Origin of the sequence: Acidimangrovimonas sediminis, assembly GCF_002871005.1 — a bacterium.
Classification (GTDB): Bacteria; Pseudomonadota; Alphaproteobacteria; order Rhodobacterales; family Rhodobacteraceae; genus Acidimangrovimonas; species Acidimangrovimonas sediminis.
In genome coordinates this window covers 336,856-362,012 of record NZ_PHSN01000005.1, presented here as the reverse complement: position 1 = coordinate 362,012, position 25,157 = coordinate 336,856, and the positions used below count along the sequence as shown (strand labels likewise).

20 protein-coding genes and 2 pseudogenes are annotated in these 25,157 nt (G+C 66.4%); 12 read left to right on the top strand and 10 right to left on the bottom strand.

The features are described from left to right. Positions 1-46: 46 nt before the first annotated feature. The 5 genes from CVV76_RS06105 (at position 47) to CVV76_RS06085 (ending at position 4,173) form a co-directional block, all read left to right on the top strand. On the top strand, positions 47-1,192 hold the full coding sequence (locus CVV76_RS06105; RefSeq protein ID WP_102223723.1) for an acyl-CoA dehydrogenase family protein: 1,146 nt from the start codon (positions 47-49) through the stop codon (positions 1,190-1,192). Then, a complete protein-coding gene (locus tag CVV76_RS06100) occupies positions 1,192-2,280 on the top strand; it encodes an enoyl-CoA hydratase/isomerase family protein (protein WP_102223722.1) in 1,089 nt (362 codons plus the stop codon). The genes CVV76_RS06105 and CVV76_RS06100 overlap by 1 nt, the downstream gene beginning before the upstream one ends. Next, positions 2,277-3,149, top strand: coding sequence for a 3-hydroxyisobutyrate dehydrogenase (gene mmsB, locus CVV76_RS06095; RefSeq protein ID WP_102223721.1), 873 nt, complete (start codon positions 2,277-2,279; stop codon positions 3,147-3,149). Before CVV76_RS06100 ends, mmsB begins: the two co-directional genes overlap by 4 nt. A gap of 166 nt (positions 3,150-3,315) precedes the next feature. Beyond that, positions 3,316-3,717 carry a hypothetical protein gene (locus CVV76_RS06090; RefSeq protein ID WP_102223720.1) on the top strand — a complete coding sequence of 134 codons (402 nt, stop codon included), beginning with the start codon at positions 3,316-3,318 and terminating at the stop codon, positions 3,715-3,717. Between the two features lie 66 nt (positions 3,718-3,783). Next, a complete protein-coding gene (locus tag CVV76_RS06085) occupies positions 3,784-4,173 on the top strand; it encodes an RcnB family protein (protein WP_158243105.1) in 390 nt (129 codons plus the stop codon). A gap of 121 nt (positions 4,174-4,294) precedes the next feature. On the opposite strand, the gene CVV76_RS06080 is transcribed toward CVV76_RS06085, so the two are convergent. Then, complete coding sequence (locus tag CVV76_RS06080) at positions 4,295-5,113, bottom strand: sulfite exporter TauE/SafE family protein (RefSeq protein ID WP_102223718.1); 819 nt, start codon at positions 5,111-5,113, stop codon at positions 4,295-4,297. A 243-nt stretch (positions 5,114-5,356) separates the two neighbouring features. Here CVV76_RS06080 and CVV76_RS06075 point away from each other — a divergent pair, with 243 nt between their 5' ends. Further along, positions 5,357-6,550: a multidrug effflux MFS transporter gene (locus tag CVV76_RS06075; RefSeq protein WP_102223717.1), complete on the top strand. Its 1,194-nt coding sequence runs from the start codon at positions 5,357-5,359 to the stop codon at positions 6,548-6,550. A gap of 40 nt (positions 6,551-6,590) precedes the next feature. Here CVV76_RS06075 and dusA read toward each other — a convergent pair whose 3' ends face one another. Next, positions 6,591-7,640 carry a tRNA dihydrouridine(20/20a) synthase DusA gene (dusA, locus tag CVV76_RS06070; protein WP_102223716.1) on the bottom strand — a complete coding sequence of 350 codons (1,050 nt, stop codon included), beginning with the start codon at positions 7,638-7,640 and terminating at the stop codon, positions 6,591-6,593. 264 nt (positions 7,641-7,904) lie between these two features. Between dusA and CVV76_RS25375 the strand changes: the two genes are divergently transcribed. Further along, positions 7,905-8,336: a hypothetical protein gene (locus CVV76_RS25375; protein ID WP_233192751.1), complete on the top strand. Its 432-nt coding sequence runs from the start codon at positions 7,905-7,907 to the stop codon at positions 8,334-8,336. Here the strand turns inward: CVV76_RS25375 and CVV76_RS25370 are convergent. Beyond that, positions 8,288-8,464: pseudogene (locus tag CVV76_RS25370) on the bottom strand (MerR family DNA-binding transcriptional regulator); the annotation flags it as partial. The gene CVV76_RS25375 and the pseudogene CVV76_RS25370 sit on opposite strands and share 49 nt — an antisense overlap. 98 nt (positions 8,465-8,562) lie before the next feature. On the opposite strand from CVV76_RS25370, the pseudogene CVV76_RS06060 reads away from it, so the two are divergent. Beyond that, positions 8,563-10,783 (top strand): annotated as a pseudogene (locus CVV76_RS06060) (heavy metal translocating P-type ATPase). A 418-nt stretch (positions 10,784-11,201) separates the two neighbouring features. Here the strand turns inward: CVV76_RS06060 and CVV76_RS06055 are convergent. The 5 genes from CVV76_RS06055 to CVV76_RS06035 all read right to left on the bottom strand — a co-directional run bounded on the left by CVV76_RS06055 (position 11,202) and on the right by CVV76_RS06035 (position 17,363). Next, entirely contained in the window at positions 11,202-11,744 is a 543-nt protein-coding gene (locus CVV76_RS06055) for a flavin reductase family protein (protein ID WP_102223714.1), read from the bottom strand. Positions 11,745-11,882: 138 nt separating this feature from the next. Beyond that, positions 11,883-12,788 (bottom strand): carbamate kinase, encoded by a 906-nt coding sequence (locus tag CVV76_RS06050; protein WP_102223713.1) that lies wholly within the window; start codon positions 12,786-12,788, stop codon positions 11,883-11,885. Positions 12,789-12,790: 2 nt separating this feature from the next. Further along, positions 12,791-13,792 (bottom strand): ornithine carbamoyltransferase, encoded by a 1,002-nt coding sequence (gene argF / locus CVV76_RS06045; RefSeq protein ID WP_102223712.1) that lies wholly within the window; start codon positions 13,790-13,792, stop codon positions 12,791-12,793. An 11-nt stretch (positions 13,793-13,803) separates the two neighbouring features. Further along, positions 13,804-15,039 (bottom strand): arginine deiminase, encoded by a 1,236-nt coding sequence (locus CVV76_RS06040; protein WP_102223711.1) that lies wholly within the window; start codon positions 15,037-15,039, stop codon positions 13,804-13,806. Further along, positions 15,036-17,363, bottom strand: a complete 2,328-nt coding sequence (locus CVV76_RS06035; RefSeq protein ID WP_199178501.1) for an Orn/Lys/Arg family decarboxylase — start codon at positions 17,361-17,363, stop codon at positions 15,036-15,038. The genes CVV76_RS06040 and CVV76_RS06035 overlap by 4 nt, the downstream gene beginning before the upstream one ends. A 376-nt stretch (positions 17,364-17,739) precedes the next feature. Between CVV76_RS06035 and CVV76_RS06030 the strand changes: the two genes are divergently transcribed. From CVV76_RS06030 to CVV76_RS06015, 4 genes are all read left to right on the top strand, one after another. Next, a complete protein-coding gene (locus CVV76_RS06030) occupies positions 17,740-19,230 on the top strand; it encodes a basic amino acid/polyamine antiporter (protein ID WP_102223710.1) in 1,491 nt (496 codons plus the stop codon). A gap of 67 nt (positions 19,231-19,297) precedes the next feature. Continuing rightward, the gene (locus tag CVV76_RS06025; protein WP_102223709.1) at positions 19,298-21,649 is read left to right on the top strand and encodes an Orn/Lys/Arg family decarboxylase; all 2,352 of its coding nucleotides are present in this window, start codon (positions 19,298-19,300) and stop codon (positions 21,647-21,649) included. Between the two features lie 389 nt (positions 21,650-22,038). Then, entirely contained in the window at positions 22,039-23,094 is a 1,056-nt protein-coding gene (locus tag CVV76_RS06020) for a 3-deoxy-7-phosphoheptulonate synthase (RefSeq protein ID WP_102223708.1), read from the top strand. Between the two features lie 353 nt (positions 23,095-23,447). After that, the gene (locus tag CVV76_RS06015) at positions 23,448-23,861 is read left to right on the top strand and encodes a Rid family hydrolase (RefSeq protein ID WP_199178500.1); all 414 of its coding nucleotides are present in this window, start codon (positions 23,448-23,450) and stop codon (positions 23,859-23,861) included. Between the two features lie 241 nt (positions 23,862-24,102). Here the strand turns inward: CVV76_RS06015 and CVV76_RS25640 are convergent, their stop codons facing one another. After that, positions 24,103-24,720 (bottom strand): substrate-binding domain-containing protein, encoded by a 618-nt coding sequence (locus CVV76_RS25640; protein ID WP_332888531.1) that lies wholly within the window; start codon positions 24,718-24,720, stop codon positions 24,103-24,105. Beyond that, positions 24,632-25,108, bottom strand: coding sequence for a LysR family transcriptional regulator (locus tag CVV76_RS25635; protein WP_332888530.1), 477 nt, complete (start codon positions 25,106-25,108; stop codon positions 24,632-24,634). The genes CVV76_RS25640 and CVV76_RS25635 overlap by 89 nt, the downstream gene beginning before the upstream one ends. Positions 25,109-25,157 lie beyond the last annotated feature (49 nt).

Genomic DNA, 25,157 nt, shown 5'->3' with positions numbered 1-25,157 from the left:
ACACATGTTCAATTAAAGCGAGCGATCCAGCCGACCGGAGGAGACGATGGATTTCGAACTGAGCGAGGAACAGCAGGCCATCTTTGACATGGCACGGGACTTCGGCCAGGCCGAAATCGCCCCCAACGCGCGGGCATGGGAGCGGCAGGGCACGATCCCGAGAGAGCTTTGGCCCAAGGTCGCGGCGCTGGGGCTTGGCGGGATCTACGTCGACGAGGCGCACGGCGGGTCGGGCCTGGGGCGGCTTGACGCGACGCTGGTGTTCGAGGCGCTGGCGATGGCCTGCCCCGCGGTCGGCGCCTTCCTGTCGATCCACAACATGTGCGGCGGGATGATCGACAAGTTCGCCTCGCCCGAGGTCAAGGCCGCCTGGCTGCCGGATCTGTGCAGCATGACCAAGGTCTTCTCCTACGCCCTGACCGAGCCGGGGTCGGGCTCCGACGCCGCGGCACTCCGCAGCCGGGCCGAGAAGACGAACGAGGGCTATGTCCTCACCGGGACAAAGGCCTTCATCTCGGGCGGCGGCTATTCCGACGTCTACGTCGTGATGTGCCGCACGGGCGAGGACGGGCCGAAGGGCGTTTCCGCGCTGATCGTGGAGGACGGGACGCGGGGCCTGAGCTTCGGCGGGCTGGAGGACAAGATGGGCTGGCGGGCGCAACCCACCGCGCAACTGCAGTTCGACGCCTGCCCCATCCCCGCCTCCAACCTGATCGGCGAGGAAGGGCGCGGGTTTTCCTACGCCATGGCGGGGCTCGACGGCGGGCGGCTCAACATCGCGGCCTCGGCGCTTGGGGGCGCGCAGGCCGCACTGGACGCCACGCTGGGCTACATGGGGGAACGGCAGGCCTTCGGCCGCACGCTCGACCAGTTCCAGGCGCTGCAATTCCGGCTGGCCGAGCTGGAGGTGAAGCTGCAATCGGCGCGGATCTTCCTGCGCCAGGCGGCGTGGAAGCTGGACCAGGGCGCGCCGGACGCGACCAAGTTCTGCGCCATGGCCAAGATGTACGTCACCGACGCGGCCTTCGACGTGGCCAACCAGTGCCTTCAATTGCATGGCGGCTATGGCTACCTTGCCGATTACGGAATCGAGAAGATCGTGCGCGACCTGCGCGTGCACCAGATCCTCGAGGGCACGAACGAGATAATGCGGCTGATCGTCAGCCGCGCCCTTCTGGCGGAGCGCGGCTGATGGCGGATGACGGCAAGGGACGGACAGAAACATCCGGCAAGACCGGGCCCGATGTCATCATCGGCACCGAGGGGCGCGCCGGGGTGATCCGGCTGAACCGGCCCGGGGCGCTGAACGCGCTGAACTACGACATGTGCCTTGAAATCGACGCCGCGCTGATCCGCTGGCGCGACGATCCCGCCATCGCGCTGGTGCTGCTGGAGGCCGAGGGCGACCGCGCCTTCTCGGCCGGGGGGGACATCGCGGCGATGTATCGCCGCGGCATCGCCGGCGATCATGATTACGCGCGCCGCTTCTGGCGCGATGAATACCGCATGAACGCGCGGATCTTCGAATATCCCAAGCCGATCATCAGCTTTCTCAACGGCTTCGTCATGGGCGGCGGGGTCGGCGTGGGGTGCCACGGGTCGCACAGGCTGGTGCGCGAGGACACCCGCATCGCGATGCCCGAATGTGGCATCGGGCTGGTGCCCGACGTGGGCGGAACCTTTCTGCTGGCGCTGGCGCCTGGGCGACTGGGGGAATACCTCGGGCTGACCGGGGCGCGCATGGGGCCCGCCGATGCCATCGCCGCGGGCTTTGCCGACAGCTTCGTGCCCGGCGACCGGTGGGCGCAGCTGCGCGCCCGGCTGGTCGAGAGCGGCGATCCCGGCGCGATCATCTACGACATGACGCCGCCGCCCGAGGGCGCGCTGGAACCCGCGCGGATGGAGATCGACGTGGCGTTCGGCGCGGGCACCCTGCCCCAGATCGCTGCGGCGCTTGCCACGATCGACGGCGCCTTCGGCACCGCCACGCTGGAGACGCTGAAGCGGGGCTCGCCGCTGTCGATGACGGCAACGCTGGAGCTTCTCGGCCGGCTGCGGCGCAAGCCCGCGCTGCGCGAGGCGCTGGCTGCGGAATACCGCTTCACGGCGCGGGCGATGGCGCAGGGCGATTTCCTCGAGGGGATCCGCGCCCAGATCATCGACAAGGACCGAACGCCGCACTGGCGGCATACCGGTTACGACGTGCCGGCGGAGGAGGTCGATGCGATCCTCGCCCCGCTGGGGGAGGACGAGCTGACTTTCGAGGAGGAGACGAGATGAGGATCGGGTTCATCGGACTTGGCAACATGGGCGCGCCGATGGCCGCCAACCTGGCGGCCGCCGGGCATCAGGTAACGGGGTTCGACACCGCCGCCCCCTGCCCCGAAGGCGTGACTGCCGCGGCAAGCGCGGCCGCCGCCTGCGACGGCGCCGAGGTGGTCATCACCATGCTGCCGAACGGTCAGATCCTGCGTGCGGTCGCGGCCGAGGTGATTCCGGCGATGGCGAAGGGCGCGGTGCTCTGCGACTGTTCCACCGTCGACGTCGACAGCGCCCGCGCAGTCGCTGCCGAGGCCGAGGCGGCCGGCCTGGGCGTGCTGGACGCGCCGGTCTCGGGCGGGATCGGCGGCGCGGCGGGCGGCACGCTGACCTTCATGGTGGGCGGCGGCGACGCGGCCTTTGCCACGGTCAAGCCGCTCTTCGACATCATGGGTCAGAAGGCGGTCCATTGCGGCGGCGCGGGCGCCGGGCAATCGGCCAAGATCTGCAACAACATGATCCTCGGGGTCACCATGATCGCCACCTGCGAGGCCTTCGCACTGGCCGACAAGCTGGGCCTCGACCGCGCGCGAATGTTCGACGTGGTCTCGACGTCCTCGGGCTACAGCTGGTCGATGAACGCCTATTGCCCGGCGCCGGGTGTCGGACCGCAAAGCCCTGCCGACAATGGCTACAAGCCCGGGTTCTCCGCCGATCTCATGCTCAAGGATCTGCGGCTTTCCCAGCAGGCCGCCGAAACGGCCGATGCGGACACGCCGATGGGCCAGCTTGCCGCCGCGCTCTACGAGCAATTCGTCGAACGGGAGGACGGCCACGGGATGGACTTTTCCGCCATGCTGCCACGGTTCGAAAAGCGGCACCGCGGCTGACCACCCAAAGAACGCCCTTCAACATACTGTAAAACAAAGATCTTCCAGAATCCCCCCGACGTGGCAAATGTCACACACAGGGGTGGTTCCCGATCCTCGGCGTGAAAACAGCGGGAACCCGGGACCTTGGTCGCGGGTTCTTCAGCCACATCACCTGGAGGATACGATGAAACGCCCGACCTTGCTGCCGGTGACAGTCGCGCTGTGCCTGTCGCTGGGGTCGCTCGCCATGGCGGGAGCCCCCGACAACACGCCTCGCCCCGAGCTTCGGCCCGCGGCCGGGCAAGACAGTCAACCCGTGGCGCAGCCAGCAACCCTCACGACCGACAGCGAGAAAATGCCGGTTCTCAACCCCTGGGGTGCCAAGCGCTACGAGAGGGTATGGCGCACGGGTGACAAGATCGGGCAGTATAACTTTCGCCTGCTGACAGCTTGGAAGCGCTACGACCTTCCCAGCCTGCCGCAGGGTCAGGTTTATGTGGCGCTCGGACGCCAGATCCTGACGGTGAATGCCCGCGATTGGGTGGTCGTCGCCTCGGTTGGCGATATCAGCGCAATCATTGGCTAGGTCACGTTTTGCCGCCGTCCGGCGCGATCGACCGACGCTTCCACGGAGGAATATGAGATGAAACGCATGAACAAGACATTCAGCATGCTCGCCTCGGGCGCAGCGGCTGCGCTGGTGGCCGTCACGCTGGCGGCCCCCGCGCAGGCCGAGCGCGGCGACAAGCACTTCGACAACCCCCGGCATGACAGCTGGCACGGGCATCACCGCGGTTGCCCGCCCGGACTGATCGCCTCGCACGGGCGCTGCTACGCGCCGCGCCGCGATGCCCACCGCGAGCGTCACCATCGCCACCGGGATTACCGTTACATCAGCGATTACCACCGCTACCACCTGCCGCCGCCGCCCCGCGGCCAGCGCTACGCGCTGTACAACAACCACGTGGTGCGCGTGAACAACGACACCCTGGCGATCGTGGCGACGGTCGGCCTGCTGAGCGTGCTGCTCAACAGCCACTGAGGCGCGCGGCGAAGATCAGGACGACCCCGCGCGCGACGCGCCGCACCGCTTGCGCACGGGTTGGGCCCGCCCTTACAGGCGGGCCCTTTTCATATCCCGCGCAGCCTCGCCCAGAAGCTTCCTAGCCCAGAAGCACCTTGCGCAGCATGTTCAGCGCGACGATGCACAGGAACACCGCGAAGACCCGCTTCAGCGGCTTGGGGTCCATGCCATGGGCGATCCGTGCCCCCACGGGTGCGGTCAGCAGCGTCATCGCGATGGTCACCACGAAGGCCGGCACGTTCAGCGCCCCGATCGTCCAGGGCGGCGCGCCCTGCACCTGCGTCAGCAGAAAGCCCAGCACCGCCGGCACCGCGATGGTCACGCCAAAGCCCGCCGCCGTCGCCACCGCGCGGTGGATCGGCGTGCCATAAAGCGTCATCAGAGGTACGCCGAAGCTGCCGCCGCCGATCCCCATCAGCACCGACAGAAAGCCCACCAGCGTGGCGAATGCGTTGCGCGGGCGGCGGCCCGGCATCTCTTCGCCCAGCCGCCAATCGTCTCGCCCCAGCCCGAGATAGGCCGACACCACCAGCGCCACGACACCGAAGATGAGCTGCAGCGTCCAGGTCTGGAGGTGGTCGACGACCAGCACGCCGACGATCGCCCCCGCCACGATCCCCGGCGCCCAGCCCCGCAGGATCGTCCAGTCCACCGCCCCCTTGCGGTTGTGCGCCATGAGCGAACGTATCGAGGTCACGATGATCGTGGCCAGTGACGTCGCAAGGCAGATCTGCATGAGATCCGCGCCGCCGTAGCCGAGATAGCTGAAGGCATAGTAATATCCCGGGACGAGGATGATGCCCCCTCCCACGCCCAGCAGTCCAGCCATCAGCCCGGCAAAGGCGCCCAGCACGAGGAGCAGGATCGCCATCTCGACAAGTTGCATCGTATCGGGCAAGTGTCTCTCCGACTCAGCCAAAGTTTGCCGACGCTTAGCCCGACAGCGGCGCCGGGACCAGTGGTCTTATGCCGCAGCGCGGCGAAACTGGTATCGGCTATGCGACTTTCGCATGGCAGCCTTCGCCGATCCGGGCTACCATCGCGCCCGACGGGCGGCGCGACGCGCGGCCCCGACGTCACCGCCCCACTTACCGCGCCACGTCACAGCGATGACGCCCATTCCTGCGAGTTGGAGACGACCATGGCCACCGGCACCCTGCGCGCCGCGTTGATCCTCGGGCTACTGTCCTGCGTGGGCCCGTTCTCGATCGACCTCTACCTGCCTGCGATGCCGCTGATTGGCCACGCGCTGGGGGCCGGCGTGGCCGAGACCCAGATGACGGTGACCGCCTATTTCATCGCCTTCGGGGTGGCGCAGCTGGTCTATGGCCCCTGGTCCGACAGCGTCGGGCGCAAGGCGCCGCTCTACCTAGGGCTTGCCGTGTTCCTCGCCGGTTCCGCGGCCTGCGCGATGGCCCCCGACATCGGCGCGCTGGTGATCGGCCGCTTCGTCCAGGGGCTGGGCGGCGCCGCGGTGATGGTGATCCCGCGCGCAATCATCCGTGACATGCACACCGGCCCCGCCGCGACCCGGCTGATGGCCACCGTGATGCTGGTGATCTCGGTCTCGCCGATGCTGGCGCCGCTGGCCGGGTCCGGCCTCATGGCCCTGTTCGGCTGGCGCGAAATCTTCTGGGCGCTGGTGGCGGTGGGCATCGTCAGCCTTGCGATCACCGGTTTCGCCCTGCCCGAGACCCTTTCGCATGCCGAACGCCGCCCGGTCGACCTCGGTGCGCTGACCCGCGGCACCGCGCGCCTTCTGATGGACCGGACGTTCATGGGCCTCACCCTGCTGGGCGGTTTCGGCATGGCAAGCTTCTTCGTCTTCCTCGCCTCGGCTTCCTTCGTCTACACCGAAAGCTTCGGCCTCTCGCCCACCGGCTTCTCTCTGGCCTTCGCGCTGAACGCGATCGGCTTCTTCACCTCGTCGCAATTCGCCGCCCGCCTGGGCGAGCGTTACGGCGCCCCCACCGTGATCCGCCGTGCGACGCTGGGGTTCGCGACCTTCACCATCGGCCTGCTCGTCGTGGTGGCGATGGGCGGAGGCGCCCTGCCCGTGATCATGGCCGGCCTCTTCTGCGCCAACGCCTGCCTCGGCCTCGTGATCCCGACGACGATGGTGATGGCGCTCGACGAACATGGCGACATTGCGGGCCTCGCCTCGTCGCTGGGGGGCACGCTTCAGATGCTGGCCGGCGGCGTGATGATCGCAGCAACGGGGCCATTCTTCGATTCCACCGCCCTGCCGATGGTCGCGGCGATCGCACTATGCGGCCTGATCGCGCTGACCCTGTCGGCGGCGGTGCTGCGCCCGGCGGCCGCGACGGGGGCCTGAGGCCTCTCCACGCCCTGCAGACCCGCCCCGCCGGGCGGCCTCATCCTGCGGCCTGCGCCGGGGCCCCGGCCACCTGCCCCAGCGCCGCGTCGAGCACCCCGAGCGCGCCAGCCACATCGCCCGCCGCGATCCCGTGTGCCCGCTCCGACAGCACCCGGCGCCAGCCACGCGCCCCGGGCTGGCCATGGAACAGCCCCAGCATATGCCGCGTGACCTGGTGCAGCCGCCCGCCGCCGCCGACATGATCCGCGATGTAGGGCCGCATCAGCCCGACCGCCTCGCCGCGCGACACCTCGCGCGCGTCCCCCCAGATCCGCCGGTCGGCACCGATCAGCACCGATCCCGGATCATGGTAGGCCGCGCGCCCCAGCATCACCCCGTCCATCCCCTGCTCAAGAAAGCCCTCCACCGCGTCGAGCGAGGTAATGCCGCCGTTGATCGAGAGGTTCAGGTCGGGGAACGCCTGCTTCATCTGCAGCACGAGATCGTAATCCAGCGGCGGAATATCGCGGTTCTCCTTGGGGCTGAGCCCCTGCAGCCAGGCCTTGCGCGCATGGATGGTGAAGCGCGTCACGCCGGCCGCACGCACGGTCTCGAGAAACGCCGGAAGCACCTCCTCCGGCACCTGCTCGTCGACGCCGATCCGGCACTTGACGGTCACTTCGACCGGGCTCTCGGCGATCATGGCGGCGACACACTCGGCCACCAACTGCGGCCGCTGCATCAGCACGGCGCCGAAACATCCCGACTGCACGCGATCCGAGGGACAGCCGACATTGAGGTTGATCTCGTCATAGCCATAGGCCGCCGCGATCCGCGTCGCCTGCGCCAGCTCCGCCGGATCCGATCCCCCGAGCTGCAGCGCAACCGGATGTTCGAGCGCGTCATATCCCAGCAGTCGGTCGCGATCCCCATGGATAACCGCAGGCGCCGTGACCATCTCGGTATAGAGCAACGCTTGACGCGACAGCATACGATGAAACACCCGGCAATGCCGGTCGGTCCAATCCATCATCGGTGCAACGCTGAGGCGGGCGGCGTCGTGGAGAGCCGAAACCCCTTGTTTTTCGGGCATTTTCGATTCGGCCATCTTCCCGATTTTTCCCGATTTGGCCCCGTTCGGCGCGATTTCGACGAAAAGTGCTACACGGTGTAGCACTCAAACGGCTCGTGTAGCACCCCCAGCGCCAGCACGCCAAGGCCAGACACGATCTTTCTGGCTTGATCCTCCTGCACGGGCTCGCGGCCCTCCTGTCTCTTCCCGTTCGACCGATCGCGTCGTCTACCCGGGGCAAACCGGCGGCGAACGATCAGAACCACGCAACTCGAATAGAGATCACAGAAAGGACCCCAGATGGGCACGATCACCGAACGCAAAAGCAAGACCGGGGGCAAGCGCTACACAGCCCAGATCCGGATGAAGCACCAGGGCGCAATTGTCGTCAACGAAGCCAAGACCTTCGCCCAGTGCCGCTTCGCCGTCGCCTGGTTGAGGCGGCAGGAAATCCTCGTGGACGAAGCTGGTGGCGCCTTGGCCTTCTCGCTGCGCCGCAAGAGCGATGCGGCACAATCCGCAACCGGCGAGAGCATCATCGACGCCTACCTTGAGCGCCTGCACAAGACGTCCGGACAAACCAAACTCCAGACACTCAAGATGCTCAAGCGCTTCGACATCGCGAAGCGTGACTGGCGAATGCTCACGGCGACCGACTTCATCATGTTCGGGGCCGATCTCCTGAAACCGAGCTGGCGCGAATGGCGAATGAAGGCAAGCCGGTCGAGATAGGCATCGCCATAGCGCCGCTGGCCACCCTCGGTGCGCCCGGGTTCGGGCATCAGGCCGATCTGTTCGTAATATCGGATGGTCTGCACCTTGGTGCCGGTGCCACGGGCCAGGGTTCCGATCGTGTGCATGGCGCGCTTCCTTCCGCCTAATTCACCCCTTCAAGCTACACTGGCTGCAGCTCCTATCCTGTATGCTGTCGAGAAACGGAAGAGATGGAAGGCAGCGGATGACGGATGTGGCGGAGCTTCAGGAATGGCGGGTGACCGGCATGGATTGCGGTGCCTGCGCGGCGAAGGTGCGCGGCGCCGTCGAGGTGCTGCCGGGGGTCAACGCGGTCGAGGTGACGCTAATGAACGAGCGGCTGCGGCTGCAGCTGGACACCGGCAAGACATCACGCGAGGCCGTGGAAAAGACCGTGCGGCGCCTTGGCTACGGCATGTCGGCCATCGGCGCCGCTCCGGAAAGGCCCAAGGGCGGTTTCGTGCTGCCGGACGGCGCCTTTCCCGGAGCGGGCGCGCCCGTGGAAGAGGCTGATGTCCCTCCTCGGTCCAGTGCCGCCCCGGATCCCGATCCGGCCTGGTATGCGACGCCCAAGGGGCGCTACCTGATCGGCACCGGGGCACTGCTCGTCCTGGCCTGGATCGTCAGGCTGCTCATTGGCGGCCCCGTCGCGCATTGGGTCTTCGTGCTGGCCACCCTGATCGCCGTCGCCCCCGTGGCGAAGCGGGCCGCCCTGATGGCCATGGCGCGGATGCCGTTCACCATCGAGATGCTGATGAGCATCGCCGCCACCGGCGCCCTCTTCGTGGGGGCGGCGGAAGAGGCCGCGCTCGTCGTCTTCCTCTTCGCCGTCGGCGAGATGCTGGAAGGCCTTGCGGCGTCTCGCGCGCGGGGTTCGATCCGGGCGCTGGCCGATCTGGTGCCCGGGACCGCGCGGCTTGTCATCGGCGAGCGCATCCGCGAGGTTCCGGCCGAAGGCCTTGCCATCGGGCAGATAGTGCAGGCCCGCCCCGGGGACCGCATCCCTGCGGACGGCACTATCGTCAGCGGCACCTCGGGTATCGACGAGAGCCCGGTCACGGGGGAAAGCGTGCCGGTGCTGAAGGAGCCGGGAGACGAGGTCTTCGCCGGCACGATCAACACCGAGGGTGAGCTGCGCATCCGCGTCGGCAAGACCGCCGAGGACAACACGATCTCTCGCATCCTTCAGCTCGTGGAAGAGGCCGAGAGCGCCCGTGCCCCGGTCGAGCGCTTCATCGACCGGTTCAGCCGGGCCTACATGCCGGCGGTGGGGGGCGTGGCGCTGCTCGCCGCCATCGTCCCGCCGCTCCTCTTCGGCGCGGCATGGGAGACGTGGATCTACCGCGGCCTCGCGCTCCTGCTGATCGGCTGCCCTTGCGCGCTGGTGATCTCGGTCCCCGCAGCGGTCGCCGCCGGGCTGTCTTCCGGTGCGCGGCACGGGCTGCTGATGAAGGGGGGGTGCGGCGATGGAGAGTGCCGCGAAGACCACCCTCGTCGCCTTCGACAAGACCGGCACGCTGACCGAGGGGCGGCCACAGATCACCGATATCGTGCCGCTCCACGGCGACGCCGCCACGCTCCTCGCCACCGCCGCGGCAGTTGAGATCGGAAGCAGCCACCCGCTGGCGCAGGCGATCCTTGCGCGGGCCGAAGCAGAGGGCGTCACGGTTCCGCAGGCCACCACGGCCACAGCGATCCCGGGCCGGGGTGCGCGGGCCGACATCGCAGGGGAAACCTGGCACGTCGGCGCCCCGCACATGGCCGCGGAGGCCGGTGTGCTGGGCGAGGTGGACCGTGCGACCGTCGGGGCACTGGAGACTACGGGCAAGACCGTCGTCGCCACCTTCACGGCGGATCGCCTGCTGGGCCTCATCGCACTGCGCGACGAGCCGCGCGCGGATGCCGCCGAGGCAGTCGCGGCGTTGAAACGCATGGGGATCACCTCGGTGATGCTGACGGGTGACAACCCGGTCACGGCCCATGCGATCGCCGAGGGTCTGGGCATCGAAGCCCGCGCGGGCCTGCCGCCCGAAGACAAGGTGGCGGAAGTGCGCGCGCTTGCCCGAGAAGCTCATGTCATGATGGTGGGTGACGGCATCAACGACGCCCCGGCGCTGGCCACCGCGCATCTGGGCATCGCCATGGGATCGGGCACCCATGTCGCGCTGGAGACTGCGGATGGCGCCTTGCTGCGCGACCGGGTCATGGATGTTGCCGGCCAGATCCGGCTTGCGAGGGCGACGATGGCCAACATCCGCCAGAACGTGGCGATCGCGCTGGGGCTCAAGGGGGTGTTCCTCGTGACCACCCTGATCGGTCTCACGGGCCTCTGGATCGCAGTCATGGCCGACACCGGCGCGACCGTGCTGGTCACGATGAACGCGCTGCGGCTCGTGCGGTTCAGGACGGAGCGGAGGGGCAGGTGACGCCATTTCTCCCGCCATCGCAGCAGCCTGGACCCGGACGTCGGTCGCGGTGCCGAGCGTCTGCGGCATCGGACAGCAACCATTCGTGACAAGGTTGGCGAAGGTCCGGTTCGGTCCCTCTCCTCGACAACGCGGCCCCCTGCTGCGCGGCGCATGGCTGACCGTTTCGCGCCCCCCCTTGTTCGCCACACCGGGCGCGACCGGCCGGTGGACGCCTTCAGTCCGGTTGCTCGGCCCCTGCAGAGCGGTGCCCATAACGCCTTTCAATGTGGTCCGCGGAGACCGCCAGGAAGGGCCGGCACCGAAAATGCGCCACACTGGAGGACAAACGCGGCAACGGGCCACTTTTCTCTCCTGGCGCGATCCACCCGCCTCGGGGCGGGACACCGCCGAAAGATGCCGCCGGGCCCGACCTCCCCTAAAGCCCAACGGGCAGCTTGGCGCGCATCGCTTCGCTTCGGTCGAAGCGCTCGCCATCGGCGGTGAACGTTCCATCGCCGACGGCGTGAATCAGCCTCTGATCCGCCCGGTGACCATCCATATGCGCGGCAACCCCCTTCAGGATCAGGAGGTTCAACCGTTCGACGATCTCCTCGACGCGGCATTCGATATTCGCCAGGCATTCCTTGATCAACGGTGCCCTGACGTGACTTGCTGCCAGTGGCGTGAGGCCGAACCGCGCAAACTTGTCGGTGTCGGCGCCCGAACACATCCCTATTCCGACGACAGTGTCGATCATGTCGGCGGTCGGGATGGCGAGAACGCACTCGCGCGTGCCCCTCAGCGCCTCCCAGGAGTGGTTCCATGGCCCGGTGGTAAGGGCGAACTCGGCGTCGAAGCCGCGAACCATCGTCCATGTGATGGTCATGATGTTGGGTCTGCTACCGTCATGGGTCGTCACCAGGACCACCGGCCCGGGTTCGATCAGCGTGAAGGCGCGCGAGAGGTGTAACGGCTTCATCGGTGTGCTCCGCTGGGTTGCCAGGTTTCCTAATCATACCCCTTCAGGTCGGGAACACGCGCGTTTCCGGCCTTTCGGGCGCGGCCGATGGCGTGACGCACGGCTCCTCCGCATGCTTGCAAGGCGTTTGCCCGGCCGTCACGGCAGGAACCTGGTGCCCCGGGCCCCCTCGGCAAGCGCCTCGACATCGTCCAGCGCTCCGATCACGGCGGACCGTCCCGTCGCGCGAACGAAATCCGCCGCCGCCTTCGCCTTCGGTCGCATCGACCCGGCGGGAAGGTCGTCGAGGGTCAGGTCATGCGCCCTGACCGTCGGGATCAGGCGCTGCCGGGGCGTGCCGAATGCCTCGAACAGGCCCTCCACATCGGTCGCGAGGATCAGCAGATCCGCCCCGACGTGCTGCGCCAGAAGCGCGCTCGACGCGTCCTTGTCGATCACGCCCTCGATGCCGGTCAACCAGCCGTTCACCTGCCGGACGACCGGGATGCCGCCACCGCCGGCGCAGATCGCGATGACGCCCTCGGCGAGGAGAAGCCCGATCGCACGTGCCTCCAGCACCTCGACAGGTTCGGGCGAGGCAACCACGCGGCGCCAGCCATGTCCGTCCGGTGCGATGGTCCAGTCGTTTGCCGCTGCCAGTTCGCGCGCGGCGCTTTCCGAATATGTCGGACCGATCGGCTTGGTCGGCGCGGCGAAGGAGGGATCTGCGCCATCGACGCGAACCTGGGTCAGCAAGGTCGCGATCTCGCGCCCCGGCAGGCGGCTGCGCAGCTCCCTCTCGATCAGGTAACCGATCATCCCCTCGCTCTCGGCATCCAGGACGTCGAGGGGCTGCGCGCTTGCCTTCGGACCTGCCGCGGATTGCAGCGCCAAAAGGCCGACCTGCGGCCCGTTGCCGTGGGTGATGACCAGGTCGTGCCCGGCTTCGATGACACGCGCCATGACCGCCGCCGCCTTTGCTACGTTGGCACGCTGACGGGCATGCGTCATGGGCTCGCCCCGCTTCAGCAGGGCGTTGCCGCCGAGAGCGACCAGGATGCGCATGCTCAGCCCCCCAGCGTCGCGACCAGGATCGCCTTGATGGAATGCATGCGGTTCTCGGCTTCGTCGAAGACGATCGAAGCCTCGGATTCGAAGACCTCCTCGGTCACCTCCATGCAGTCGATTCCAAAGCGTTTCGCGATGTCGGCACCCACCGTGGTCTCGGTGTTGTGGAACGCGGGAAGGCAGTGCATGAACTTGACGAAAGGGTTCTGCGCCGCCTCCATCGTCGCGGCGGTGACGCGATAGGGTGTCAGAAGCTCGATCCGTTGGGCCCAGACTTCCTCGCTCTCGCCCATCGACACCCAGACGTCGGTATAGATGAAATCTGCCCCCTTCACCGCGGCGTCCACCGTCTCCGTGATGGTCAGCTTCCCACCGGTCCGGGCACCGATGCTGTGCAGATGCGCCACGAAGCCGTCCTCCGGCCAGAGGGCGCGAGGCGACGCGATACGCATGTCCATCCCCAGCAGCATCGCCCCCTGCGCCAGCGACAGGGCGACGTTGTCTCGGCCTTCGCCGAGGAAGGCCACGGTCATGTCCGAGAAATGCTTGTGGGTGTATTCCCGCATCGTCATGAAATCGGCGAGGATCTGGGTCGGGTGCGACTGATCCGTCAGGCCGTTGTAGACCGGCACGCCGGCATGAGAGGCCAGCACCTCGGCCTGGCCCTGGCCGAAGCCGCGGTATTCAATCCCGTCGTACATCCGGCCCAGCACCCGCGCGGTATCCTTCATCGACTCCTTGTGGCCGATGTGGCTGCCGGTCGGCCCCAGAAAGGTGACATGCGCGCCCTGATCGTAGGCGGCGACCTCGAAACCGGTACGGGTGCGGGTCGATTCCTTCTCGAATATCAGGGCGATGTTCTTGCCCCGCAGGCGCTGGCGTTCATACCCCCCCACCTTGGCGGCCTTGAGCTCGGCACCGAGGCGGAGAAGGTAGCGGATTTCGTCGGGGCTGAAATCGTCCAGCGCCAGGACGGAACGGCCGTGCAGATTGAGCGGCATCGGTAGTCTCCTCAGATTTGGATTGGGTCGCGAACCAGCGGGCAGGTCATGCAATGCCCCCCGCCGCGTCCGCGGCTGAGTTCGGCGCCCTCGATGGTGATGACCTCGATCCCCGCGCGGCGAAGCTGGGTGTTGGTGTAGGTGTTGCGGTCATAGGCGATGACGACGCCGGGCTCGACCGCGACGACATTGTTCCCGTCGTCCCATTGCTCCCGCTCGGCCTCGTAATTGTCGCCGCCCGTCACCACCTGCCGAAGGTGATCGAGGCCGAGCGCCTCCGCGACCACCTGCGTGAAGGGCCGCGTCTCCTCAGTGACGTGAAGCCGGCCATCGACATCGCCCGGCCGGAGCGAGAAGGAGCGGATGCGATCCACCACCGGCGGAAAGAGCGTGACCAGATCATGGTCGCAGAAGGTGAAGACGGTATCGAGATGCATGAAGCTGCGGTCGCGCGGCATCAGTGCGGCGATGACCCGCTCGGCCGTTCCGGTGGAGAAAAGCTGGCGCGCAAGGTCACTGACCGCCTGCGGTGTGGTCCGCTCCCCCATCCCGACCAGCACGGTGCCCTGCCCGATCGGCATGATGTCGCCCCCCTCCAGCGTGCCGGCGCCGGCCTCGGTCAGCAGTGGAAAGCCCGCCCCAATGAAGCGGGGGTGAAAGCGATAGACAGCCTCGATATTCGCTGTCTCCGGACGTCGCGCGGGCCAGAACATGCTACTCACGTTGGCCGTCCCGTAGATCCAGGCCGAACTGTCTCGGGTAAAGAGCTGATTGGGCAAAGGCGGCAGCACGAAATCGCCCGGCAGCATCGCCTGCGCGGCCAGGCTGCGCGAAGTGAACGGCAATTCGGCGCGGGCAACACCCCCGGTGAGCTTGCCCGCAAGCTCGTCAGAGGGCAGTTCATTCAACCAGCCGCGCAGTTCATCTGCCAGATCCGATGCGACGAAGGCAGGCGCAAGGCGTTGGTCGAGCAGCCAGTCCCGTGCCTCGGCCTGCGCCAGGGTGTCGGCAAGAAGCGCGCTGAAGACATGCACGATGGCGCCGCGATCCCGCAGGGTGTCGACGAAGGCGTCATGTTCTTCGCGCGCCTTCTTGACCCAGAGCACGTCGTCGAACAGCAGGTCATGGCAATTGGCAGGCGTCAGCCGCCGCAGGCTGAGGTCGGGGCGGTGCACCATGACCTCGTGCAGGCGCCCCACTTCGGAATGCACGCCAAGCACTCTGGATGCGGAGGCAGACGCGGTCATAGGGGCTCTCCCTCTTTTCGTGCCGATGCAGCGGCCGTGTCCGTGCGAAGGCACAGCGCGTGGTACCGGCCCTCGATCACCTCGATTCCGTGGGTGTCATGCTCGAAGCCCGGAAAGCGGCCGTCGAAGGCCTCGAGTGTCGCGAGATAGGCCAGCGCGGGTCCACCAGCCCCACCGGTACGCTCGCCCGGCATGAGAAGCGGGATGCCCGGCGGATAGGGCACGATGCCCGTCGCGACGACGCGATCCGCCAGGTCGGACAGGGCGACCTGCTCGATCTCGTCGCGGACGAGATGCTCGTAGGCCTCGACCGGGGTGCAGGCGGGTTCGGGCAGGGTTGAAAAGGCCTTCTCCAGGCACTCTGCCATCGCCAGTTCATCCATGGTGCCATGCATCTGCGCGCACAGGTCGCGCAGGCCCATTTCCGCGTAGCGATCGGGATGCGCCGCCACCAGCGCGGGCAGTGCGCGGGACAGCGGAAGATTGGCATCGTAATCGCGCTTGAACTCGAGCAGCGCGTTGACGAGCGTGCCCCATTTGCCGCGCGTGATCCCCAGCGAGAAAAGAAAGAGGACGGTATGGCTTCCCGTCTTCTCGGGCACGATCCCCCGATCATCGAGATAGGCCGACAGGACGGGCGCGGGAATGGCCGGCGCCGCGGGCCCTTTCTGCGCCGTAGCGCCGGGGGTGACGACCGTCACCTTGATCGGGTCGAGCATGCAGTACCCGGCTTCCAGATCGCCGAACCCATGCCAATCGGCACCCGGGGCCAGCTCCCAGCAGGCGGATTCGGCCACAAGGTGCTCGGGGTCGGCAGCGTGGAAGGCGACACGCCCCCCTGCCCCGTCCGGCACCATTGCGGGCTGCCAGAGGTCGAAGAACCAGTCACCCCGTTCCGCGAACTCGTCCCGTATCCGCGCGATCATCTGGCGGAACCCCACGGCCTCGCGGATCGACTCGGTGGTCAGGGCCGTGCCGCCGGGACCATCCATCATCGCCGCGCTCACGTCGTTGGAGGCGATGATCGCGTATTGCGGCGAGGTCGAGGCGTGCATCATGAACGCTTCGTTGAATCGGTTGTGCGGGATCGGGCGCTTGCCGTCCCGAACGTGGATCATCGACGCCTGCGACAGTGCCGCCAGCAGCTTGTGCGTCGATTGCGTCGCGAACACGGTCGGACCCCCGGCCTGCTCGGCAGACGTTTTCTCATGCATCGCGAAGCGGTGGGCGTAGAGCGGATTGAAGCGCGCGTAGCCGTACCAGGCCTCGTCGAACAGCATCCTGTCGACAGATTGGCCGAGAAGCTCCTCGACCCGGGCGATGTTGTAACACAGCCCGTCATAGGTGGAGTTCGTGAGGATGCTGAGGCGGGGTGCCGACGTCGTGCCATGGTCCACCAGCGGGTTCGCGGCGATCGCACCGGCAATGCCCTCGGCACTCAGCCGATCGGGCCGGACCGGGCCGATGATGCCAAGGTGATTGCGGCTGGGCACAAGATACGTCGGCACGGCCCCGGCCATGGTCATGGCATGCTCGATCGACTTGTGACAATTGCGGTCGCAAAGCGCGATATCGCCGCGCGTCACGCTCGCCATCACGACGACACGGTTCGAGGTCGAGGTTCCGTTGGTCACGTAATAGGTGCGATCCGCCCCGAACACCCGCGCGGCATTGCGCTCGCCCGCGCCGATCGGGCCGGAATGGTCGAGGAGCGACCCCAGTTCCCCGACCGAGATCGAAAGATCGGAGCGCAGCATGTGTTCGCCGAAATAAGAATGGAACGCACGCCCGACCGGCGATTTCAGAAAGGCCGTGCCGCCGGTGTGACCGGGGGTGTGCCACGAATATTCATGCACGTCCGAAAAGGTCATCAGCGCGCCGAACATCGGCGGAAGGATCTCGGTCTGGTAGCGTTTCGCAGCGGCCACGATCCGGCCCGTGATGAATTCCGCGGTGTCCTCCAGCAGCCAGATGAAATCATCGGTCTGCTGCATGACGACGGTAGGCAGCGTGGACAGGCTGCTGCGATCGGCCAGCAGGAAGACGGGAAGGTGCAAGTTGCGGTCACGGATCCGGGACAGGATCTCCTCTGCTTCGGCATGATCGTTGCGACCCAGGTCCCAATCGACGATGGCGCATTGGATGGCCGCATCCGAGGCGACGATGGCGCAGGCATCCTCACGCGAGGCGGAGGCGACCACCTCGACATCCTGCGCCCGAAGCTCGGTCACGAGTTGCGCCAACGCGCGGCCCGCGGCAGTCGGCTGCCCCACCTCGTCGTCTGCAAGCAACACACGCAGCGGGCGTTCTGATCCGTCAGACACTCGGTCCTCCTTCCGTTTCGTCGAAGAGCCCGGCCAATCTGTCAGTCCGGCGCGAACAAACCTTGACCCGGATCAAGTCACCGCGGCGCTTCACGCGAATGGCATCAGCTCTCACGAATAGTTGTGATGGCGCAGGAGGCGTGCCTTCCGAACGTTGGCACGCGTCGGGGTCGCGAGGCGAAAAGCCTTTTGGAAACAAATAACAACGGAATTTCCATGATAGATAACGGCCAACGGGACCACGTCTTCGGCGCCGGTATTCCACGGTCCGAAGGCCCGAACCGCCCGGGCAAACTTGAGCAAGGTCAAGGAAAGGAAACCGGCTGCTGGACAGGGTCACGGCATCAAAACCGATCGCCCCCAGGGAGAACCGCAGATGACCGACAATACCTTTTCCCCGACATCGGGGGCCGCATCCGGCACTACCTCATCCCAGCCGGTCACCCGGCGCCTTGGCCTGTTCGCGCTGGTCGGGATGGTGGTCGGCTCGATGGTGGGTGGCGGGGCCTTCAACCTGCCCTCGAACATGGCGCAGGGCGCCGCACTCGGCGCCGAGGTGATCGCCTGGATCATCACCGGCGTCGGCATGTTCTTTCTGGCCAACACATTCCGCACACTGGCCGACAAGCGCCCCGATCTGGACGCGGGCATCTATTCCTATGCCCGCGAGGGCTTCGGCCGGCTGACCGGGTTCCAGATGGCCTGGGGCTACTGGCTCAGCTCCGCCTTCGGCAACGTCGCCTTCGCCGTGCTCATCATGCAGACGCTCAGCTATTTCTTTCCCGTCCTCGGCAACGGCCAGAACTGGGCGTCGCTGATCGGCGGGTCCGTCCTGATCTGGGCGATGCATTTCATGGTCTTGTCCGGGGTGAAACGCGCGGCCCTGCTCAACGCGCTTGCGACGGTCACCAAGCTCGCGGCACTTGCCGCCGCGATCGTGGTGCTTCTGGCGCTTTTCAAGGCCGGGCCCTTCACCGCCGACATCTGGGGGGCCAAGGCACATCTGGGCAGCGTTCTCTCGCAGGTCAAAAGCACGATGCTCGTGACGCTGTGGGTCTTCATCGGGATCGAGGGAGCCGTCGTCGTCTCGGGCCGGGCGTCAAGCGCGAAGGCCGTGGGCGCGGCCACCTTCATCGGACTCGCGATCTGCCTTGTCGCCTATGTGCTCCTGTCGATCCTGCCGTTCGGCGTGATGACCCAGCAGCAGCTTGCGGGCCTCAAGGGGCCGTCGCTGGCCTACGTGATAGAGGCGCTGGTCGGATCGTGGGGCGCGACGGTGGTGATGCTTGCCGTGCTCGTCTCGATCCTCAGCTGCTGGCTCGCCTGGACGATCCTGGTGGCCGAGCTTCCGTTCGAGGCGGCCAAGGACGGTGTCTTCCCGCGCTTCCTGTCGCACGAGAACGCCAACCACGCCCCGGCGCCCGCGCTGTGGCTGTCAACGATCGTGATGCAGGCGACCATGTTCGTGGTTCTCTACGCGCATGACGCATGGCTCTTCCTCGTGGGCGTGACCGGTGTGATGATCCTGCCCGCCTATCTCGCCAGCACTGCCTACCTGTGGAAATACGGCGCAGGTCATCCGAACGCCGGCTCGGGCAGCGAGGGGCGCGCGGCCATGATCTGGACGGGCATCCTCGGCTCGGTCTACGCCGTCTGGATGCTGTACGCGGCGGGCCCGGAATTCATCCTGCTTTCAGTGATCATGTTCGCGATCGGCCTGCCGGTCTACTGGTACGCCGAACACTCCAATCCCCAAGGCCGCAAGACGGCCTTCACCGGGGCCGAGGCCGTGGCAAGCGTCGTGCTGGTTCTGGTGGCGGTCCTTGCCATCGTCCTCTTCGCGATGGGCATCGTGAGCGCGAGTTGACCTTGCAGAGCGCCCCCCTGGGGGGGCGCCGACATTCTTTTCTCCCTGCCGCAATCGAGGCTCCTTCATGGCGTTCGAAAAACTGTTCCAGATTCTCGTCTGCAGCCGCCTGTTGCGGACCGATACAACCGGTGGAAAGCATCTGCGCGACACCCTTCGCGCCATCGAGGAAGAAGGGTTCGACGTCATCGAGACGACGACGCTCGAGGATGCCGAGACGGCCGTGCGCGGCGATGCCACGATCGGCTGTGTCATTCTTGAATGGGGAGACGATACCTGGCGCGAGGGTGCGCGGGCGCTGCTGCGCACAATCCGCGCGCGCGGGCTCGACATGCCGTTGTTCGTGCAGGGTCACCACGAACATCTCGAGGACATGTCGGCCGAGACCGTGGAACTGGTCACCGGCTATCTCTTCGTGGCGGAAGACATGCCCGATTTCATCGCCAAGAACCTGATCAGTCACCTCAAGCAATACGCTGCCACGCTGAAGACCCCGTTCTTCGGAGCGATGGTCGATTATGCCGATGCCGGCAATCAGCTCTGGACCTGCCCGGGCCACAACGGCGGCATCTTCTATTGGAAAAGTCCGGTGGGGCGCCTGTTCGTCGAGCATCTGGGCGAAGCGGTCTTTCGCGACGACATCGACAATTCGGTGGTCGAGATGGGGGATCTGCTGACTCACGAGGGGCCGGCACTCAAGGCCCAGCAAGAGGCCGCCAGGATCTTCGGCGCTGACCGCACCTACTTCGTCCTCAACGGCACCTCCACCTCCAACAAGCTGACGCTGGGGGCCCTGGTCAGCCAGGATGATCTCGTGCTTTTCGATCGCAACAACCACAAGTCGGCACATCACGGCGCGCTGGTCCTGGCCGGGGGCATCCCGGTCTATCTGCCGACCAACCGCAACCTGCACGGGCTGATCGGCCCGATCGACTGGACCGCGCTGGACGAAGCCGGCATCCGGGATGCCATCCGTGCGCACCCCCTCGTGACCGACCCCGGCGTGGCGGACCGCAAGCGTCCGTTCCGGATCGCGATCATCGAGCAGTGCAGCTATGACGGATCAATCTACAATGCGGAAATGATGCTGGAGAAGCTGCGCCCGCTTTGCGAATACATCCTCTTCGATGAGGCCTGGGCCGGTTTCATGAAGTTCCATCCGCTGTTTCGCGGCCACTATGCGATGGGACTGGAGGGGCTATCCGAGGATGACCCGGGCATCATCGCCACCCAGTCCACGCACAAGCAGCTTGCCGGGTTCTCCCAGGCCTCGCAGGTCCATGTGAAGGATGCCCATATCGCCGGCCGGCCCCAGAGGGTCGAACACCGCCGCTTCAACGAAGCCTTCATGCTGCACGCCTCCACCTCCCCCTTCTATCCCCTGTTCGCCTCGCTCGACGTGGGGGCACAGATGATGAAGGGCCGCTCGGGGCAGGTCCTCTGGGACGATACCGTGCGAATGGGGATCGAGCTACGAAAGCGGATCCGCCAGCTTTCCCGGGAGTTCGAGGCAAAGGCGGAGCGTCCCGAAGACCAATGGTTCTTCGATCCTTTCGTACCCGATGTCGTGAGGCTGGACGAGGGGTCCGGCGTGTCCGAGGAAACAAGATGGGAGGATGTGCCGACCGACCTTCTGGCAAGCAGACAGGAATTCTGGCAACTGACGCCCGGCGCCGCGTGGCATGGCTTTCCCGACATCGCGCCCGGCTACGCGATCACGGATCCCAACAAGCTTACGCTGCTGACCCCCGGGTTCGACCGCGATGCCGGGGCCTATGCCGACCACGGAGTGCCCGCACCCGTTCTGGCGCAATTCCTGCGCGAGAACCGGATCGTGCCGGAGAAGAACGATCTCAATTCGATCCTCTTCCTGCTGACGCCCGGGCTGGAGGCCAGCAAGGCGGGGACGCTGCTCTCGGCGCTGGTGGCCTTCAAGCGGCTGCACGACGCCAATGCCCCGCTGGAAGATGTGCTTCCCGCGTTCACCAGAGGCCGCGCCGCGCGCTATTGCGGCACCCGCTTGCGCGATCTCTGCGGCGAGATGCACGCGTACTACCGCGCGAAGGACACGTCGCGCCTTCAACGGGCCCAGTTCCGGCCGGAGCATCTGCCCGAAATCGTGATGAGCCCACGGGACGCCAACCAGCACCTCACCCGCAACGATGTCGACTATCTTCCCATTTCGCAGGTGGAGGGGCGCGTCGCAGCCACCCTCTCGCTCGTCTACCCGCCGGGGATCGGGGTGGTTGTTCCGGGGGAACGTTACGGGCGCCGCAGTCAGCCGATGATCGACTACCTCAAGATGTTCGAAGAGGCCGCGAACCTTTTCCCGGGCTTCGAGAACGAAATACAGGGCGTCTACAGGGAAACCGGCGAGGACGGCCGGGTGCGCCTGTTCACCTATGTGGTCCGTGAGTGAAGCTCGTCACGGGTTTTGCCGGCTTCGGTGATTGCGGCATGACTTGTAGAAGCGGCCGTGCACCGCAATCGTACCGCCACGCCACGCAGGTCGATGGCCGCGCGCCCCGCCCGTCTGGTCGCGCCCGTCCCATTTCGCCCGCAGGATACAACCCGGGCACTATTGACCAGCCGCGCGGATTTCGCGTGACAGCCGGCGCATGCGCGCCTATGTTCCGCCCATGTCGTACCTGAACGCCTATGCCGCATCGTTTTATTGGTTCCGCTGTCTCCAGCGGATGCCGGGTGCTGCCTAGTCGACTTTCCGAAACGACTGAAAACCCCGAAAGCCGCTGGTCCATCCAGCGGCGTTTTCATTTGCGCGGCTGGACCCCGAAGGAGAAGAAAGCCGTGCTGACCACTACCGACGATCTCCGCATTGCCGAGATCACCCCTCTTACCTCGCCCGCTGCCATTCTTGCCGAATTGCCGCGCGAAGCCGCCGCGACCGCCACAGTCATGCAGGGCCGCCAGGCGGTGCGCGACATCCTGCAGGGCGAGGACGACCGCCTCCTCGTCGTGATCGGCCCCTGCTCGATCCACGATCCCGCCGCGGCGCGTGACTATGCCACCCGGCTTGCCGAGGCGCGGCAGCGCCACGCGAGGGACCTCGAAATCGTCATGCGGGTCTATTTCGAGAAGCCGCGCACCACCGTCGGCTGGAAAGGGCTGATCAACGATCCCCGCCTCGACGGAAGTTGCCGGATCGAGGAAGGGTTGCGCCTCGCGCGCCGCCTGCTTCTGGACATCAATGCGATGCATCTGCCGGCCGGCTGCGAATTCCTTGATCCGATCACGCCCCAGTACCTGACCGATCTGGTAAGCTGGGGCGCGATCGGCGCGCGCACGACGGAAAGCCAGATCCACCGCCAGCTCGCTTCCGGCCTCTCCTGCCCGGTCGGGTTCAAGAACGGGACGGATGGCAATATCGACATCGCGCTCGACGCCATGCTGTCGGCCGCGCAGCCGCATCGCTTCCCGGCGGTGACGAAGCAGGGCCTTGCGGCGATCGCCACGACGCAGGGGAACGCCGACTGCCATGTCATCCTGCGCGGCGGGCGTGAGCCGAACCATTCGGCGGCCGATGTCGAGGCAACGGCACGGGCGGCAGAGGCGCGGGGCCTTCCGCAGCGGATCGTGATCGACGCGAGCCACGCGAACAGCCGCAAGGACCCTGCCCGTCAGCCAGAGGTCGTGGCCGATGTCTGCGCCCAGCTCGCGGCGGGTGACCGGCGAATCCAGGGGATCATGATCGAAAGCAATCTGCGGGCCGGCAAGCAATCGGCAAAGCCCGGCGCGCCCCTGGTCTATGGCCAGAGCATTACCGACGGCTGCCTCGACTGGCCCGGTTCGCTGACCGAGCTTGAACGACTGGCCGAGGCCGTACGTCACCGCCGGGCTGCATGAAGGGCCCACCTGCGCCTGCCATGCCCATCGGCAGGCGCAGCCCTTGTTGGCTTTCGATTGATGGAAACGTCAGGCATGACACGGCAAGGTATGCTGCGCAGGTATCTCAGGCATCCGAATGTTTCAGACGAATTGCGGGATTGCTTCGTCTACGCAAAAGACTGGTCAGGGGCCGGAATGGGACCGATGGTGACACGGTGCCGATCCGGCCCGGTAGAGGTGATCCGCATGCTGCCCGGGGCCGCCGGTTGCCGCAGACGGGATTGGTTGCCCAATGGTCCGCCGAACGATAGCTTCCCGGCGTCGCCTGCGCTTCGGCCTAGCGGATCAGGTTCAGACGCGAGGAGACGTGCATGACGACAGAAGTGCTTGAGATACCGCCCGGGAACGAGATGTTTGAGGGCTACCGCGCGGCGTTTGAGCGCTACGGTTTCTCGCCGGCTGTGAAATCGAAGGGCTTCCTCTTCATCTCCGGCCAGGTGGGTGCCCGCCCGGATGGAAGCGCCCCCGAAAGTGTTGCGGATCAGACCGAGTGGTCCCTGAAGCGTATCGAGGAGCTTCTGAGGATCGCGGGCCTTGACCTCCAGGACCTGGTTGAGGTCACCAGCTACCACGTTGACATCGAGACGACGCTTCCGGAATTCATGGAGGCCAAGCACAAGTTCATAAAGAAGCCGTTCCCGGCCTGGTCGATCATCGGGATATCCGGGCTGAGCAGGCCCGAACTCAAGATCGAAATTCGCGCTGTCGCAGCGCTGCGCGACTGACGCCCTTCGGTCGGCGTTGTCGCGATCTTGAGGTTACGTATTCCAGCCCCGGCCCCGAGATTATCCGGTGTGCAGAAATGACAGCTTGCCGCCCTTTGGTGGCGCCAAGCGCGGTATGACGACCTGCATGAACGGATGGCGGGGACGCGGAGAGCAGCGCCGGCATCTGGCCCATTCTCGCGATCCTGATGCGCTGGCCGGGCTGTTATCCGAGCGCGGGAAACGTGGAGATCCATGACGGTCAGGCCCCCGAGCCCGCGCTTGGCGACAGCTTCTCTTTCCGCATCTTGGGCTTCCCGCAACCGCTCGGGCGGCGAAAGGCTGAAGGCGCCGGTCCTCTTTGTCCACGTCGCAATGCGGCAAGCACCTCTGCGATCTCGGCCCGGATCCGACGGGTTCGCGCCGGGAGGCTGCGGTTGCGCCGCTGGATCAACCAGAGCTCGTGCCTGACCGATACCGGCAGGGGCATGACCTGCAGGCGGCTACGCCCGGGGTGGGCATCGACGCCGCTGCGGGGCAGGATGGTATAGCCTATGCCGCGCAGCACCGGCTCGGGGATCTGGCCGATCTGGTTTACGAAGCTGCGCTGCCGGAGGCGGTCCGCTCCGGGATGCGCTTCGGGAAAATTCGCTCCGAGCAGTTCGTCGGCATGGGCGAACCCATCGGGATGAGCGATGAAGCCGAGCGCGTCAAGTGCCGCAAAACTTTGAGGTGCCGCGCTATCCGGAGGCAGGAGAAGGCAGAGCTCATCCTGACCCACACGCTCCCCCTCAAGTCGGGGGTGCGAGGGCGAATGGTCGGCGATCCCAAGATCGAAACGCCCCGCTACGACCTCTTCCAGAACGCGCGGCTGCGGCATCGCTTAGAGAAGGATGGACAGGTCGGGGGGCCTTTGAAATCAGATCCATGAAGCGCGGATAGAGTAGCAGCGCAAGCGAACCCGAGCATGCGATCGAAACCTGCCCCCGGTCCGGATCGTCATGCTGCAACTCGCCTTGCAGGGTGCCTTCTTCCGCCCGTCGCCGCCGGGCGATGGCCAAGACCGCCTCGCCCGCCGGAGTCAGGATGAAGCTCTTGCCGTCGCGCGACAGAAGGGGTTGCCCCAACTGTGCCTCGAGCTTCTTCACATGCTGGCTGACGCCGGGCTGGGTCATGTTCAGCGCAGCGGCGGCGCGGGTGAAATGCCCGACATCGCAGAGCGTGGCAAAGGTTTCGAGCCAGGTCGCATTCAGCATCTCGTCGCTCATTTCGTTATCATCATGAGCGCGAATGATAATTGATGGGGTGGATGCCCCC